Annotated in this window: 16 protein-coding genes; 7 read left to right on the top strand and 9 right to left on the bottom strand. The window is 62.7% G+C overall.

Features of this window, described 5'->3' with window-relative positions:
* Positions 1-139: 139 nt before the first annotated feature.
* Entirely contained in the window at positions 140-451 is a 312-nt protein-coding gene (locus tag BCD48_RS11305; RefSeq protein ID WP_071048311.1) for a hypothetical protein, read from the top strand.
* 223 nt (positions 452-674) lie between these two features.
* Here the strand turns inward: BCD48_RS11305 and BCD48_RS11300 are convergent, their stop codons facing one another.
* Positions 675-899, bottom strand: coding sequence for a DUF2188 domain-containing protein (locus tag BCD48_RS11300; protein WP_071048310.1), 225 nt, complete (start codon positions 897-899; stop codon positions 675-677).
* Positions 900-1,058: 159 nt separating this feature from the next.
* Here BCD48_RS11300 and BCD48_RS11295 point away from each other — a divergent pair, with 159 nt between their 5' ends.
* The gene (locus BCD48_RS11295) at positions 1,059-1,412 is read left to right on the top strand and encodes a helix-turn-helix domain-containing protein (RefSeq protein WP_116271483.1); all 354 of its coding nucleotides are present in this window, start codon (positions 1,059-1,061) and stop codon (positions 1,410-1,412) included.
* A 5-nt stretch (positions 1,413-1,417) separates the two neighbouring features.
* The gene (locus BCD48_RS11290) at positions 1,418-1,981 is read left to right on the top strand and encodes an ImmA/IrrE family metallo-endopeptidase (protein WP_071048308.1); all 564 of its coding nucleotides are present in this window, start codon (positions 1,418-1,420) and stop codon (positions 1,979-1,981) included.
* A gap of 96 nt (positions 1,982-2,077) precedes the next feature.
* On the opposite strand, the gene BCD48_RS50605 is transcribed toward BCD48_RS11290, so the two are convergent.
* Positions 2,078-3,598, bottom strand: coding sequence for a prenyltransferase/squalene oxidase repeat-containing protein (locus tag BCD48_RS50605; protein ID WP_157910472.1), 1,521 nt, complete (start codon positions 3,596-3,598; stop codon positions 2,078-2,080).
* Positions 3,599-3,905: 307 nt separating this feature from the next.
* On the opposite strand from BCD48_RS50605, the gene BCD48_RS11280 reads away from it, so the two are divergent.
* Both BCD48_RS11280 and BCD48_RS11275 read left to right on the top strand, forming a co-directional pair.
* Positions 3,906-4,547, top strand: a complete 642-nt coding sequence (locus tag BCD48_RS11280) for a glycerophosphodiester phosphodiesterase (protein ID WP_157910471.1) — start codon at positions 3,906-3,908, stop codon at positions 4,545-4,547.
* A gap of 152 nt (positions 4,548-4,699) precedes the next feature.
* On the top strand, positions 4,700-5,842 hold the full coding sequence (locus tag BCD48_RS11275; protein ID WP_071048305.1) for a hypothetical protein: 1,143 nt from the start codon (positions 4,700-4,702) through the stop codon (positions 5,840-5,842).
* Here the strand turns inward: BCD48_RS11275 and BCD48_RS11270 are convergent.
* Positions 5,839-6,078 carry a hypothetical protein gene (locus tag BCD48_RS11270; protein ID WP_071048304.1) on the bottom strand — a complete coding sequence of 80 codons (240 nt, stop codon included), beginning with the start codon at positions 6,076-6,078 and terminating at the stop codon, positions 5,839-5,841. The genes BCD48_RS11275 and BCD48_RS11270 overlap by 4 nt on opposite strands.
* A gap of 319 nt (positions 6,079-6,397) precedes the next feature.
* On the bottom strand, positions 6,398-6,685 hold the full coding sequence (locus tag BCD48_RS50600) for a hypothetical protein (protein ID WP_131803924.1): 288 nt from the start codon (positions 6,683-6,685) through the stop codon (positions 6,398-6,400).
* 831 nt (positions 6,686-7,516) lie between these two features.
* On the opposite strand from BCD48_RS50600, the gene BCD48_RS11265 reads away from it, so the two are divergent.
* Positions 7,517-8,746 (top strand): L-histidine N(alpha)-methyltransferase, encoded by a 1,230-nt coding sequence (locus BCD48_RS11265; RefSeq protein ID WP_131803922.1) that lies wholly within the window; start codon positions 7,517-7,519, stop codon positions 8,744-8,746.
* Positions 8,747-8,874: 128 nt separating this feature from the next.
* Here BCD48_RS11265 and BCD48_RS11260 read toward each other — a convergent pair whose 3' ends face one another.
* The 4 genes from BCD48_RS11260 to BCD48_RS11255 all read right to left on the bottom strand — a co-directional run bounded on the left by BCD48_RS11260 (position 8,875) and on the right by BCD48_RS11255 (position 11,843).
* Positions 8,875-9,315 carry a DUF4238 domain-containing protein gene (locus BCD48_RS11260; RefSeq protein ID WP_071048302.1) on the bottom strand — a complete coding sequence of 147 codons (441 nt, stop codon included), beginning with the start codon at positions 9,313-9,315 and terminating at the stop codon, positions 8,875-8,877.
* Between the two features lie 284 nt (positions 9,316-9,599).
* The gene (locus tag BCD48_RS45950; protein ID WP_083418470.1) at positions 9,600-10,907 is read right to left on the bottom strand and encodes a pentapeptide repeat-containing protein; all 1,308 of its coding nucleotides are present in this window, start codon (positions 10,905-10,907) and stop codon (positions 9,600-9,602) included.
* A gap of 196 nt (positions 10,908-11,103) precedes the next feature.
* Complete coding sequence (locus BCD48_RS50595) at positions 11,104-11,322, bottom strand: hypothetical protein (RefSeq protein ID WP_131803920.1); 219 nt, start codon at positions 11,320-11,322, stop codon at positions 11,104-11,106.
* A gap of 35 nt (positions 11,323-11,357) precedes the next feature.
* Entirely contained in the window at positions 11,358-11,843 is a 486-nt protein-coding gene (locus tag BCD48_RS11255) for a hypothetical protein (RefSeq protein WP_071048301.1), read from the bottom strand.
* A gap of 289 nt (positions 11,844-12,132) precedes the next feature.
* Here BCD48_RS11255 and BCD48_RS11250 point away from each other — a divergent pair, with 289 nt between their 5' ends.
* Positions 12,133-13,512: an NsdA family TPR-like regulatory protein gene (locus tag BCD48_RS11250; RefSeq protein ID WP_083418469.1), complete on the top strand. Its 1,380-nt coding sequence runs from the start codon at positions 12,133-12,135 to the stop codon at positions 13,510-13,512.
* A gap of 122 nt (positions 13,513-13,634) precedes the next feature.
* Here BCD48_RS11250 and BCD48_RS11245 read toward each other — a convergent pair whose 3' ends face one another.
* Positions 13,635-14,858, bottom strand: coding sequence for a Shedu immune nuclease family protein (locus BCD48_RS11245; RefSeq protein ID WP_071048300.1), 1,224 nt, complete (start codon positions 14,856-14,858; stop codon positions 13,635-13,637).
* Between the last annotated feature and the right edge of the window lie 3 nt (positions 14,859-14,861).

Below are 14,861 nucleotides of genomic sequence, written 5' to 3'. Positions count from 1 at the left end.
CACTCGACCTCCACGGCTTCCCATGACAAGCCAGCCAGACCACAAACGGACAATCCCCGACAGGCCGGTCAAACTTCAAACGTGCCGGAGCCTTGGCGAGGAAGCGGCCCGACAAAGGCAGCGCCGGTGGGAAGCCGCCATGGCCAAGGCCAAGGTCGACCTACGCGAAGCACACCGAGCCAAGATCCTCGACCGCCAGCTGAACGCATGGCGGGAGGCAGAAGAGCTTCGGGCCTACCTGGAGGCCATGCGGCGGGCGATTGGGGCGATGGAACACGCTGCGGCGGAGGCCGCAGCTGAGTGGCTCGCGTGGGCCGAGCAGCATGCCGCCCGCCTCGACCCGCTCGGCGGGAGGCTCACCCCGCCAGCGGATCCAGAGGCGACGCCCGAAGCATTGAAGCCGTTCTTGAAGGGTTGGAGCCCATACGGGCCAGACGAGCGCTGGTACTAACCTGCCGCACAGGACTGAGATCGGGCCCGGGCTCCGTCACCGCATGACGAGAAGCTCGGGCCCGACCGACGACCTACCTTGACTTCTTCTTGGTCGACTCGTTGACGGTCGTCTTTGGGTGGCGCTTGACGGTGGACTGCTTCACGAAGCGGCCCGTCACCGCGCTGCGCCCCCGCTTACCGCCGGAGCTGGACTTCGCAGCCATGACCAACATCACCTCCTCTCATCCTCGGGGCGGGTAGGGGTCACTGCCGTACGTCCACTCCTGTTCGATCGTGCCGTCGGCACGGTGGAGGACGAGCTGACTTGGCTGGTTGTCCAGGGCGACCTTCCGGCCGGCGTCGATCGCCTCCTGCTTCAGCCGGTGGGTCGACAGCACCGCGCCCTCGTGCTTGACCTGCCACCAGCCAGTGGCCGGCACCACCCGATAGATCTTGCGTTGAGGCATCGAAGCCCTCCACGTCGGTCTCGACTGCGGCGTGGGGGATGCTGACCACACGCCGGGCTCCTTGCAGCCCTGCAAGCAGGGCTCTAGAGTCGAAACGACCGTACCAGAGCCAGTTCGAGGGGAGCAAGCAACCATCACTAGTCGAATCGAGGAGGCCCAGTGACGGACAGAGGGATGTTCGATGCGGAGGCGTTCTTCGCGGCGATCGACGCGCAGCGGCAGGCCCGAGGGCTGCTGTGGAAGGACGTAGCCGCCGAGGCCAAGATCAGCCAGTCGACGCTGACGCGGTTGGCCCAGGGCAAGCGACCCGACGTCGACAGCCTGGCCGCGCTCGTCGACTGGGCCGGGCTCAGCGCGGATGCCTTCGTTGTCCGAGTCCACACGCACAATGAGGCAGAACCGTTGGCGATGATCTCGACCTACCTGCGGGCTGACCGCAACCTCAGCCCTCAGGCAGCAAAGGCGCTGGAGAAGGTCGTCAAGGCAACCTACGAGGCACTCAAGGAAGGCTGACGTCGATGGCCTACCGGCGCGGCTTCAAGGCTGAAGCCGAGCGCTTGGCGCTGACTACAAGGCAGGAGCTTGGCCTCGGGACGTACGCGCGATTCGATCCTCTGCGACTCGCCGCGCACCTTGGGATCCCGGTTCAGACGTTGAGCGACGTGGCGGCTGGACGGCAAGACCCAGAGCTGGATGAGGCGGTCGGCACGCTCCATGGCCCAGAGCTGCAGGCCATCTCGGCATACACTGTCCTCCGCGGCCGACGCGCACAAGTGGTTTACAACGACGGCCACACTCCGGGGCGGATCGCAAACAGTGTGACCCACGAGCTATGCCACGCCTACTTGCTCCACCAGCCCACACCAGCACTGGATGGTCGAGGATGCCGAATCTGGAATGAAGATCAGGAGGACGAGGCCGACTTCCAGTCTGGAGCTCTCCTCCTTCCGGCCAAGGCTGCTTGGTGGATCGCGAAGCAGCGCCAGCCGTTCGCCGAGGCTGCCGAGGAGTACGGCTGCAGCATCGAATTGGTGCGGTGGCGGGTCAATGTCACGGGCGCAGGGAGGCTGCTCGCCAGCTGAACCGGCATATGGGCTGCTTGGGCCACGGACCATGCATGCGGCTCCGTGAGATCGACAAAACCAGCCTACAGCTCGCGGGCTACGATGCTCTCCAAGCTACCGAGGGATCAAGCGGTTTAGAAGGCCACTCGACCCTGCGGTATGTGCAATTACGTCTATCACCAGCCAGCGCAAGCCGACGATCGTCAGCATACCAGGAGCTAGGTCTGTAGGAGTATAAATGAGCCAGGTCAACAGACAGGCTGCAAGGAGCGACCACAGACTGGTTCGGAATGCGTACAGTAGCGAGGATGAAGCGCAGCATTTTACGGCGAGCCAGAGTACAATGACTCCACCGACGAGAATGATGCTAGCAATGCCACGGGCATCCATACCAGTACTGGCCAAAGCTCCAGTCACGAAGTCATCTACAAACCCGAGCGCCGCAATAGTACCAAGTAACAGCCCGGTGGCCCGATCGATAACCGATGCGGCCACGAGGTAGTCAACGGTTCTGATCCACCATCGTGCGTGAAACAGGCCATAGAGTAGCTCGTAAAGATAGGCTGTGCGGCAAAGGAATGGCGGCGGGACGCTGGGGAGCGACCAACGCCACTGCCAGCAGGGAAGTACAGCGGCCAGAGAGTCCAGGTGTCGCGAGCATTCGAGCAGCGCGATCGCCGCTATCTCGGTCTCCGCATACAAGTCAGACGAAGGCGACAAGAGGCGTCCGCGGTCCCGACAGAGGCGCATGGCAAGACGCTCCACCTCCCGGCTCTGGGTAAGCTCAAGCTGAGCGGCCAACCGTAGCGCGTAGGCGAGGTCCAAGACAATCCGCGGCGGTCGTCGCTGAATCTTCCGGCGGAACCACGCCCGCGCTCGGGCTAGAGCATCATCGATCTCGGAGCCGGCGGTTCCTGTCTCACGCGCTGCCTGGAGGAAGCGAACCACATTGAAGGTGTTATGAATGGTCGCCTCATGGCCGGGCACCTCCGACCAGCCGCCGCATGGCTCTTGCGCATCGAGAAGAAAGGTAACAACCTCGGGGAGCAGCGCCTCATGTGGGTCGATTTCCAATAACGCGAGGGCGGCCAGGCTCGTCGCGCCAGTGACCAAGGTCGGCTCCTCACGGGCGTACGACCAGGCACGCCCATGTGCCGCTTCAACGGAGGTTCCGATCAGGAAGTTACGCATTCTCCGTGTAGCGTCGGCCGCCTCAACCTGACGCAGGACCCGAAGGGCGCGTGCAGTCGTGCCAACCTCGCCGTAGGCGACGCCGAGGTTGGCGGGAAGGCTTCCATCCTCCAACTGGCATTCCATGATCCACCCTGCAAAGTGCCCGATCGCCGGATCGGTGCGCATCGTCTCGCCTGCGGCTAAGGCGAGCTGCATGTAACGGATCGTCGGGCCGGTATCCTCCGCCGTCGCTTCCCGACGCCGCGGCAGGCCGCCCCGATCAGGTACGCATTCGCGCAGCATCCAGAGCGCGAACGCCGCGTCAGGCGGGACGGCAGCCCGCCGCCAGCTCTGCACCGCCCGCACGACGCCATAGTGATGCCGCGGGATACCCAACTCTTCGAGCTGGCCGACAACTGGTCGTTCGTCAAGCCCGCTGATGGTTCGATCAATACTGATCATGCTTAGGCGTCGCCATACTCCCGGCAGGGGCACCGAGACCAGGCCGGTCGCAACGACGTAAGCCACGTTTAACCGCCACCACTGTGAGGTATCGGGAAGATGCCCGCATTGTATGGAGATACCCCACTGCACGTACCCTAGTTTGCACAATAAGGGATGACGACCGAGCGACCAGGGAGTTCCGATGCGACCATGGCCAGTAGGCGCGGACTTGCCCTCGCTGCTACCGGAGCCCCGTCGACCAGCAAGCGTTCTGCGCATCGCCCATCGGGGCGGTGGGGCGGTGGAGAGATACGGACCGGACGACTTGCTCAGCGTCGCCGCGTGTGGCGCCCACCTTGTCGAGTTCGATCTACACGTCACCGGCGACGACGAGCTGGTCGCCCGGCATGACCCCGTCGTCGAGATCGGTGGCGCCCGCGCGTGGCTGGCCGACCATCCACTGGACGAAGCGCTGCCGTGGCTGGAGCGCAACCAAGTCCCGACAGTGATCGGTGTGATACAAGCAGCGAGGGACGCCGGGCTCGGCCTCTACGCTGACATCAAGACGCTGACCTTCCGGTCCGCCGAACGCCTGGCCGCTCTGCTCGACCAAGAGGGCATGGCTGGACGAACCATCCTCGCCTCAGTACGCTCCGACATCGTCGCCCGCTGCGCCGAGGTGGCCCCCGAAGTTCCTCGTGCTGTGCTCTTCGCTTCGACGCTGGAGGAGCCGGTTCAACTCGCGAGTTCCGTCGGCGCGCACTATGTGCACCCCTGTTGGGAACGTCTGCCACATCCGGATCATGTGCTTGCCGACGGCTGGCTTGATCGAGTCCGCGCGAATGGGCTGGGGGTGATCTGCTGGCATGAGGAGCGGCCGGAGGTGATCCGCGGGCTATTTGAGCTGGGTGTCGATGGTATCTGCACTGACAGGCCCGACCTGCTTACCGAGCTCGCCCAGGAATAATGGTGCGGGCACCGAGAGTGAGGTCCGTATCGGGCTTATTCCCCCGCCGTCGCGGCTGGGAGACCCAACATCAATATCATCTGGTGACGGGTCTTGGCAATGTCTCTTTCTAGAACGGCTTGCTCAGCTATCTGCTTGCAAGGTCTAGCTATATGGCAGACATCCACGAGCAGTTCGACCGTCCTCAGACCGCCTTCCTTGGACTGGTGACTGCTCTGGTTGGCCTCGGCCTGCTGGTGCTGGCCAGGCACCTCGGAGCCCTACCGGCAGGCCTCGCCTGGCTTGGCTTCTTCCCCGTGAGCGAAATCGGCGGCATCCTCTTCTCCTTCGGCTTGCTGGGCATCGGCATCGACTACGTGCAGCGCAAGCAGGCCGACGAGTTGCGCTCGGCCCAGCTGCGGCGGGTCATCACCGAGGAAGCCCCGGCCCTGCGTGACGCGGTCATCCGCGGCTTCGCCTTCGACGCTGAGGACCTGGGGCGGGTGGCCACCCCAGCGATGCTCGACCAGATCATCCGCAACAGCCTGGCGCTGCGGCTGGGCGATGCCACCTTCGCCCAGGAGCTGTACGAGGACATCCGGGACCAGGCCATCGCCGCAGCGGAACGGTGGCTCGACGCCCGGGTGGAGGTCACTTTGTCGCCGCTGAGCGCTGGGCGGGGAACTCCGAGCGGGAGTTCCCCGGTAGCAGCTGCTACCGGGGCCGGCCTGCTCGAGGCCTCGGTCCGGTGGGAGTACCAGACGGTGCCGGCGAGCCCGGTCCGTCGCTTCGTCTGCGTGTCGGATCGCCAGGAGTATCGGGAGCTGAGCCAGGAGGCTGGCGCAACGTCGGCCTGGTACATCCCGCCAGTGGACGGCCTTGACGGCGGAGCCAAAGAAGCCTTTGAGCTGCTGGAGTTCACCGTCGATGGCCGGGCCCGCCCGATCCGGCGCAGCGCCAAGAGCGGCAGCCAGACCTACAGCGTGGCCGTGGGCAAGGAGGCCTTGAGCGCTGGCCGGCCGGTGACGGTGTCATACACCTACCGGACGGTGGCGCGACGAGACGGCCGGCTCATCAAGCTGGACGTGGAGCAGCCGACGCGCGGGCTGAGCGTCGAGCTGGCCTACGGTGGCTGCGACATCGCGGACGTGCGCTTGCTGGACTTCTTGACCACCAGCACCAGGGCACGGGTCAGCCAGACGCCGGCGGCGGTGTCAGCCAAGGTTCTGCGAGCGGACTTTGACGGGTGGGTGTTGCCACGGGCGGGGGTGGTGTTTGTGTGGGAGCCGGAGGGAAGCCACGCCGCGCACCGTTAGCCGGCGTTATCAACCAGCTCGGAGGCTGCCGTGCCATCGTCTGTCTCGGCGGCAAGCAACTCGGCCTCAATCTCCACAAGGCGCCGCTCCAGGTAGAACCGTCCCGCTGGCGCCATCGGCTCATCGCCGATCCCTGGGCGTTCCTGTAGGGCGTGCACGCCGATGAGGGCGCCCTGATCGGTGACGCGGTACAGGTTCGTTACGCCGACGGATTTTTTTTCGATGAGGCCAAACATCCGCAACGAGGGGAAGATCTCTGTAGAATTTCTTGCTCGTGACCACAAAACCAAGGAAGAGGGCAGCGTCTGCGCGGGTGAACTTGTCTCGGCCGACGACATTAAACAATCGGAAGGTCCAATAGGCTGCCGATTGCAGGTCGATCTGGGGATAGGGTGAGGTTGAAAATCTGCTCATAGCACAATAGTTCCATTGTGGAATTATTCAGAGCAGCCGTCAAGGTTGATCGGCGTAAGCTTCCCTTGATTCGGAGGCGCGACCGCACCACCCGGCAGACTGCACCAGCCCCAGCCAACCCGCTCCAGCATCGTTGGCCGCTCACACGTACACCACGATCAATCCATGCTCGGCAACCCAACGCGTGAGAAGATGGAGCGCCGAATCGTTGACTGGGCACGCAACGTATAACGTACGACACACAACCGGCAGGTCAAAGGCCTCGCGTCCTAGTGCGAAAGATACCGCCGCGTCATCCGTGTAGAGCTCGCGCTCGGTCGAAAACTTGCGATGGCCCATCCTTGACAACTCGCGGGTCAGTTCAACCTTACGGATGCCATCCATCGTACTTGTCTCTTCGCGCCGCAGCTCTGCTTCAATCTGCTTCAATCTGCTTCCATTGCTTTACTACTGCACCCACCAGGCCGCGGGGCTGGTTACTAAGCACATACGCCTTGCCCTCATATAATCGGGTATAGAGATGATCTGCTATATCCCTAGAGAGCGACCGTCTGCTCGGCAACTTGCGGCGCTCAATGTAAACGGATGCTCCAGCTGCCATCATTGCTATCTCGTTCGTAGGTACCCAATACAAGGTACTGTTCAATGCTAAATTTCACCCAACCTCCGACAAGCCGTGTGCGATTCAGGGAGTGGACGTCACAGGCGAATGCCTGCCGGCCATCGGCATAGGTCCGGCCCACGGTTGCATCGCCCGCCAGGACGTCTCGGCCACAGAGCGAACACTTAACCGTTCGCCCTAGACGCGCCTCCTCTGGCCAGCTAATAACTGCCATAATATGTTGCACTTCCGGCAGTTAACATGCTAGACTCGATAGGTAGCAAATTCTGGCCTGGCTCATTTCGCGAGCCAAGGGGTTTGTCATACCGATCGCATACGTCGGCTACCTGCATGACAAGATTTAGCAGTCTGGGCGGGTAGCTGCCGAGTATGTACGACGGGACACACGCTGCATACATGTTGATGACCTCCTTGATGTGCGCGTCGTCCAGAAATTGCTGGTCGGTGTGCGCACACCTGGTTTAAGGTTTGCAGATCTTGTATGCATACAGCCAGTACCCCTGTTCGAGGGGTTGTTGAAACACATAGCATATGTTATGTTTAGTGTGGTTTCTAGCTGGCCGGCAATTGCCTATTTACAGGATAACCGTGCCAGGGGAAGCCTGTCAATATCAATTTCTAACTATTTAATAATTCCGATGCAGTACTACAACAATCCTGAGCTAGCTGAGCGGTTCGGCGTTAGTCGTCACGCGGTCACGAATTGGATTGATCAGACCCGCAAAGGCCGACTTACCCTCGAGCTAGTTAGGGACGGCGCAAACACCTACATCGCCAAGACGCCAAGAAACCAGCTCATCATGCAAACACTGGTGCAAGAACGCCGAAAATTTATGAACAAGCGAAGCCTGAAGATCGCCCGGCCTCGGCCGGAGTTCTTCCAGCTCTTTAGCGAGGCCCAGGTCATTGACATGATCTACAGCCTGGACAAATTTCGCGAGATTCCGCGCCAGTATGACTACCTAGGCGATGGAGCCGCGCTCTGGGATGAGTATATGCATCGCCAGTACGAGGACGATGTTCCCAACATGCTGCGCCAAACAATCTCGTTACTTGAAGCCAACCGCGGGTACATCGACCAGGTGATCTCAAGACATGGGCGTATCAATATAGTCGATATTGGGCCGGGCAACGCGCTACCGGTCAAAGATCTGCTTCGTCACTTGATTGGAGTAGGAAAACTGGGCCGCTACATTGCTATTGACATCAGCCCGGAAATGCTGGCTATCGCCGAGCGCAATATTAAGGACTGGTTCGGCGACGCCGTGCAGGTTGAGGGCCACGTGCGGGATATTAGCCGCGAATGGTTTGCCGACGCTATCGCTTGCCTACCGGCCGAGGATAACGTCCCTGCGGTGAACATCTGCTTGTTTCTTGGGTCGACACTCCCGAACTTCCGCGCCCCGGACGATGCCTTGAGAAACATCGTCAAGAGCATGGGCGCTCGCGATTACCTACTTAGCACGACCGGAATCGACTCAGACCTAGGTCGAGAGAGGTTTCAATTTGCAATTGGCGATGTCGAGTCGAAGCCGCTACCGCCTCAGTACAAGTTGGTCGTTGACTTGTTAGGTATTGAGCAGGACTACTACGAGACGGAGATGGGATTTGACGAACGCGAACATGCCCGCTACCTACGTATCCGCTTGAAGCATGCGCTGACCCTCGAGTTCAAGCTTGCGCGCGGCGACTACCGTCTGGATCTTAAAAAGGGAGAAACCCTGCTGGTGTGGAGGGCAAGGCACAACACGGCGGCCGAGATCAGCGAGCAGCTCACCTCTTCCGGATTGAATCCACGACTTATCAGCCAGTCCGATGATCACGACTACATGTTGGTGTTCGCGGACCTGCCACGGCAAGAACGGTAGGTTCATGTAGGATGGCGAGCTCGTCGTCCCTGACCGCTTAATGCAGGCTAGGTGCTGCGGAGTCCTCCGCATCCGGTACGACAACGTGTCTACAGAAGCGGCGGACCTCACCTCGCGCCATCACTTGATCATCCCGATATGGCCTCCCTTAATACACCGCGCACAAACTCCCGTCGCATAGCACCGGGGCGATAAAACACATGCTTGAGCGCTGTCCTGACCTGCATCTCATTCACCAGGCGCACACCTGCTTCACTCATTGGCCCGGCAACGAAACATGCACCACCGTCTAGTACGACGGTCACCGCCAGCTGCGGTCCAAGCGGCATCACGATGTTGGTCGCCTGCTGGATCCCCATCTGGAAGATGCCTCCGAACTGCTGGCTGCCAGGCTCATGGAGCACCGTAGGCGAGTCCCCGATGACAAATTCTCCTGCCTCGGGCCGCATCAGGTGGAAACTGGCGTGCGGCAGCCAGGTCAGCAGCTTGAAGAATCGCATTTCGACTTGAAGGCGCGCCTGGCGGGCGTGGGCATCGACCGCCTCCTGGATCGCCGTGTCACCTGCCACGCAGCCAGTGCATCGGGGCTCAGGCGGGTCGGGAAGGGTGGCATTGGCATGATCCAACGCTACCGTGTAGGGCAATCCGTTTTATGCCACGCGGTAGTCGGGCGGCTGCCCTGGTGTCACCGCCCGCCGTACACGGCAACGAACCGACCGATCGCTGTCCACAGGCCGTCCGCCTCGGGTGGCAGTTCACCCCGCTGACGCCAGACGTCCTAAATATGCCTGTGCCACTCACCCGAGGCTTGACGGAGGACCATCAACTGGATCGGAGGAAGCGCATCGCCATTCTATGGAGATCTTTTCGTAAAGAATTTTCGTCGCTTCTTTTTAATACCTGACTCCTCCTCGCTCTGGTCAACAGAATCCTCATTCCGGCCAGCCGAAGCCGCCAGAGCGTCACCGGCTGACAATATGGCGAAGGGTGTCTTGTCCTCAACAATTTTATATGACGAGCCAGTTCCGTATGGTGCGTATGAATTTACGAGAGACTCCCATTGACTACTGGGCCATCGCGTTCTGTCGTTGATTCTTGCTTCGTCAAGAATTACATGGTCAATGGTGGCTCCAGTGAGGTCGGTGCCAGTGAGGTCTGCCCCGGTGAAATCGGTTTCAACGAGGTTTACTCGGACAAGTCGCGCGCCTCGGAGATCCGCTTTGGCTAGCCAAGATCGTGTAAGATCGGCACCAGCCAGGTTGGCATTGACAAGATTTGCTCCTCTCAGATCGGCATCGCTGAGATCAGCCGCTCCAAGGTGGGCGCCTTCGAGTTTCGCACCAGCAAGCCGTACCCCGGGCAGTCGAATCCCGGACAGGTTTGCATGCTTAAGGTCGATATAGGATAGGTCAACAGGCTGGTGCACGGGAAGCCGTCCTATTGCCAAAATGACGGCGGCGCGCTCGGCGGGAACAATCGTCGAGCCGAGCACATGCGATGCAAGTGCATGGGCCACAAGTGCCGTGGCCGCAGGGTCGGTGGTCGTGGCCGCGAGGCGCTCGAGCGCGTAGACAGCAGCCAGTCGCGTACTCTGTGATCCAGGACGCTCCTGTAACTTCTCTGCGGCAGCGGAAAGCAGGCCTTCCACATCGAATGGGCGCACGATCGCCGGTTGCTCTTCGTAGGCGGGACCCGGACCCGGGAACACGGCGCCGCCTGGAAAACCACCAACCGCCACGCGCGGTAGCACCTCAACTTGGAGAGCATTCAGCAACTGCAAGCGGGCAGCAGCCTCGTCCAGCCCAAACAGGTCTATCCAGGTGACGGCGTCCAGCGGTGGTGGTGGTGCTACGGGCGCGATCCTAATCGGCAGCAGGGTTTGCTTGGCAAGCGCCGAAGTCCACTCCTGCGTGCACCATTGGGATCGAAAGTATGCCGCCGAGTAGACAGCTACAGTCCAGCGCGCGCCGGCCATCTGACTACTCATCCAGCCGACAAAGTTACTACCCGGCGGCGAGTCCCACACCTGGATTCTGACGGTCAGGCCGGCATCCTCTAGTGCCGAGGCGATCCAGGTCGCCCATGCAAGGTCTGCCTCTGTGTAGGACACAAAGACAAATGGCTTCGCGTCCGCTGTCCGCGGCGGCTGCTCTCCTGACACGCGCCGATTGTGGCACGATCATTCGCCGTCATCGTCGTTGGGTCGTCACGGAGTCGCCCCCGTCGGCCGAGTGAGTCGACTGGCGAATGGGTCAGGCGGATTGATCCGTAGGCTCACACCGGCCGCCATGACAACCCGCAAGCAAGCCCACGTGAGCCAGGTTCTGCGGGGCCCGCACAGGCCGGGCCCCGACCCGTTAGCCAAGCTGCCTCTCCCGCCCTCCAGCGAAGTCCTGCGGTGCCAGTGCCGCGACCACCGCCGTCAGCACGTCCCGGTCGGAGGCCGAGCCGTCCGCCGGGCCGAAGGCCAGCACGACCCCGAGGTCACCAAACGCGCCAAGGAACATCGCCCCATCGGGCAGGTGGGCAGCCTGGGCTACCAGATTGGCCGCTGTTGTGCCCGGTGACACCTTCACCGTCCCCACCGGTCCGGCAGGTGGGTTGGAGCCGTTCACGAGACCACCACCAATCGCACCGGCCGGCCAGCGCCGAGCATGGCCACAGCCCGCTTCCGCTCGGTGATCTCCCAGACAACGCGGGTTCGAGCTGTACCCCGCGACACCACCGTCACCAGATGCGGCACCGCGACCCCGCCAGACTCCCAGGCACAACGGGGCCGGATGGGGCAGGTCACAACGGGCTCCCGCCCGCCTGCCGCTGTCTGCCGCTCGTCACTGAGCAGCCGGGCGACTTCCAGGGCCAGGGTGCTGTGGCCCGGGGAGACGCCCGCCGGGCAGGCCACCAGTACCGACACCCCGTCCCGTCCCGCCAGGGATTGCGCCACAGTCTCGGCCTTGTACGGCCCCACCGGCACAAAGCGCGGCCAGGGCCAGCAGCCGAGCAGCACCCCGGAGCCTTTGGGCAAGCGGCAGGGTTCCCAGGCCACGGCGACCGGGCCTGTCTCACTACCGTCGATTTCGATCATCACCATCGGCATGCCGCCTCCTCACTGTCACGCCCGGCAGGCTTGCCAGGCAGGGACCGGTGCGTCGATGCCGGTCAAGGGTTCCCCGAGGGGTTGGAACCGGCACTGGCCACTATGGGTCGCCAGAAGAACGCCGAAAGTGACAGTTCGGGGTACGCTTCCCGGGGACATTCCGCTGACATCGCGCGCTGACCCCGGACATTTTTGGTGACATTCCTCGGGGCCAGGGCGCGCCCCTGCTGACAATCCGGCCGGTGGCCGGGACGATCACCCGAAACCCGCCGCCCGAACCGAGGACGCCATGCCGCCCACCCCCCGGCCGCGGACCCTCCTGGCCCACCTGCTGGTGCAGCGCCAGTGGACGGTCGAGCAGTTCTGTAAGGCCTACGCCGAGACGGCTGCCACGCTCTACGCCAAACCGCACGTGGTCAGCGACCGCACGGCGAAGCGCTGGGTCGCCGGGGACGTCGCCCGGCCGCACCCCATCTCGCGCCGGGTGCTGGAAGCCATGTTCAGAGTGGATGCGACGGCACTGCTGGCACCGCTGGCCACCGACCGTGACCCATCCCTCACCAGCTCAGGGATAGCCCTGGGCAGCCGCACGGGTGACGATGAACAGGCCGTACCTGCCGCGCCTGGGGAGGTGAGTTCGTCGCGTCGTCGCGATCTACTCAGCGCTGGAGTCTTCCTCACCGCGACAGCTGCCGGCACGATGCCCGGCTCGGCCGAGCGGGCCGCCGCCATCTCCCGGGCCATCGCGGGTTCGACACCTGACCCGCTGACCCTGGCTCAGCTGCAGCACGGCATCCACCGGCTGACCACGCTGTACGCGGTGACGCCGCACGGTCAGTTGGTTGCGCCCATTGAGCGGGCGTGGGACGACGCTGAGGCCTTGTTGGAAACCCGGGTCTCGGGCTCGGCACGCCGGGACCTGGAGCTGGTGGCTGGGCAGCTGGCCTACTACCGGGGCCAGCTGGCATTTGACATGAGTGACGAAGCCACGGCGCTGACGTTCTTCGTGCTGGCGGCCCAGCATGCCGAGGCGGCCCGGGACAGCTTGCTGGCCGGGTCGGTCATTGTCATGCGCTCGGCACTGGCCTTCTTCGCGGATGACTTCGTCACGGCGGCGGGTCTTGCCCATTCGGGCCCGGCAGCGGCGCACCCGTACATCGCGCCGCTGCTGGCGGGCTCGGTCGCTCGGGCGCTGGCCCGGGTCGGCGATGCCGACGGCACCCGGGCGGCGCTACGCACGATGCACGAGACGGTGTGGGAGGGCGGGCCGCTGCCGGGCCCGAACGTGGGGAACGAAGAGTTCTGCGACTCGTTCAGCGCGATTGCTTTCAGCTACCTGAACCGGGGGGACGTGGCTGAGCGCCACGCCCGGACGTCCTTGGCCCGGTTGGCGGGTACCGGGCGGCATGTGCAGATCGCCGGGACGCAGCTGGCGCTCGGGCGGGCGTTCATCCGCCGCAGCGCGCCGGACCCGGAGCAAGCCGCCTTCGCGGTTGCGAAGGCGCTGCGCATTGCTAACGGCAACGGGCATCCGCGGACGGCGAGCAGGGCCGAGGCGATATACCGGCGGTTGGTGACCGAGCCGGGGTGGGCAAGGTTGGGGGCGGTACGGGAGCTTGGAGGGATGGTGGGAGGACGAGGGGCATTGGGGCCGGGGGGTGGGGTCTGACGCCCTCAGGTATTGGCCAAGCCACCGGAGGCTCCGGGCGTACGCCAAACCAGCTGGCACACTGCCCGCACCAAGGTAGTGTGCCACTCGCTCCGCGCTCCGACCACCCGTCAGGAGTCGCTTCAGCCAGCCATGCCGTCCCTGACGATATACTTCGCACGCTCAAACAGTTCATCGAACGTCACGATCTCAACGTCGTGTATTGAACGACGATAGAGCTCAAACGACGATGACATCTCAGGGTTGATGCGCCCGTTAACCATGAGCTTTTGCAAATTCCCGACCACCAGCACCTGACGCGGCCTGATCACAGAAAACTCGATACCAGTCGGCGTACCGTCCGGGTCCACCAGCGCCTCGATGCTATTCCGCAGCCCAGCCACAGCCTTGTGGGCCGTCTTTTGGACCTGCGTGACGCCACCACTTACGTCCTTTGACACTTGGTAGACGTCAGGCGGACGATAGATTCCATCCAGTAGTTCGGTGTCATGATGCTTAAACTCACAGAACAGCAGGCTACTGATGTAGCCTCGAGTCTTCAGGAGGGCATCGACCCGCTTCCCAGCGCCGCTGAAGATGCCGGCGCCCGAGGTCACCTGCTCCAGCCGGTTCTCGTCCAGGGGGTCACAGGACACCAGCTTGAGCCCATACCCCAAGATCCACGGGTTACGCTCAAAGAAGATCTGCCAGACCCGTTCCTTGCCCACCTTACCAACGGCGCCGCGGAGCGCGTCGTGCGCCTCGGCAAAGTAGCCGGGCTCGTTCAGGAGCTTCTCGAACTCATCAAGCTGACCTTTCCGATCCGCAAGTACCTGGATGTCTTGCTCGGTAAGCCTGCCACCGAGCGCTGACCGCACCGCGCTAATAACATCGTCGCGATCTACCTCTTGCAGGACTGCCGCAAGCTCGGCCTCGTTAGCCGGCGCGAGCCTGAAGGGACCTTCCGGGAGATCAATCGCCGCGACACTCTGGATGAAGGCTATGAGCTTCCAGAAACCATCCCGAGCCTCGTCAGTATCGACAGCCGCCTTTACTTGCCGGGTTGCGGCAGTATTCTCGATCTCCTCGGTTGCCTTCGCCTTCCCTGGTTGCGTCTTGTCTCGCTTCCAAAATCTCAGTCGCGGACTAAACCCCTCGCCCGCCTTGATGAGCGTCACCGTACAGCGAGTCTCAACCCTCGGGCGATTGTCCAGGACGAAGTCAGTGACGAGCCCAGACCGAACCGTGTCATAGAAATAGTAGAAATCGGGGTTGCTTCCGCTTGGACGAATCGCCAGCTGCGAGAAGTCACCTGTCAGCGCGTTGAAAGCAGTATCACCGATGATCCCCCACTGGAGAATGGGCATATG

It is taken from the genome of Pseudofrankia coriaricola, assembly GCF_001854805.1.
Lineage (GTDB): Bacteria > Actinomycetota > Actinomycetes > Frankiales > Frankiaceae > Pseudofrankia.
The sequence above is the reverse complement of the archived record's forward strand: the minus strand, read 5'-3'. Positions and strand labels throughout refer to the sequence as shown.

What these genes read in the sequence shown, in the direction of transcription:
- BCD48_RS11265 (WP_131803922.1), top strand. Translation starts at nt 7,517, where the DNA reads ATGCAGTACTACAACAATCCTGAGCTAGCTGAGCGGTTCGGCGTTAGT.
- BCD48_RS11270 (WP_071048304.1), bottom strand. Translation starts at nt 6,078, where the DNA reads ATGTTTGGCCTCATCGAAAAAAAATCCGTCGGCGTAACGAACCTGTAC.
- BCD48_RS11250 (WP_083418469.1), top strand. Translation starts at nt 12,133, where the DNA reads ATGCCGCCCACCCCCCGGCCGCGGACCCTCCTGGCCCACCTGCTGGTG.
- BCD48_RS11245 (WP_071048300.1), bottom strand. Translation starts at nt 14,858, where the DNA reads ATGCCCATTCTCCAGTGGGGGATCATCGGTGATACTGCTTTCAACGCG.
- BCD48_RS11305 (WP_071048311.1), top strand. Translation starts at nt 140, where the DNA reads ATGGCCAAGGCCAAGGTCGACCTACGCGAAGCACACCGAGCCAAGATC.
- BCD48_RS11275 (WP_071048305.1), top strand. Translation starts at nt 4,700, where the DNA reads ATGGCAGACATCCACGAGCAGTTCGACCGTCCTCAGACCGCCTTCCTT.
- BCD48_RS11290 (WP_071048308.1), top strand. Translation starts at nt 1,418, where the DNA reads ATGGCCTACCGGCGCGGCTTCAAGGCTGAAGCCGAGCGCTTGGCGCTG.
- BCD48_RS11255 (WP_071048301.1), bottom strand. Translation starts at nt 11,843, where the DNA reads ATGCCGATGGTGATGATCGAAATCGACGGTAGTGAGACAGGCCCGGTC.
- BCD48_RS50605 (WP_157910472.1), bottom strand. Translation starts at nt 3,598, where the DNA reads ATGATCAGTATTGATCGAACCATCAGCGGGCTTGACGAACGACCAGTT.
- BCD48_RS11300 (WP_071048310.1), bottom strand. Translation starts at nt 899, where the DNA reads ATGCCTCAACGCAAGATCTATCGGGTGGTGCCGGCCACTGGCTGGTGG.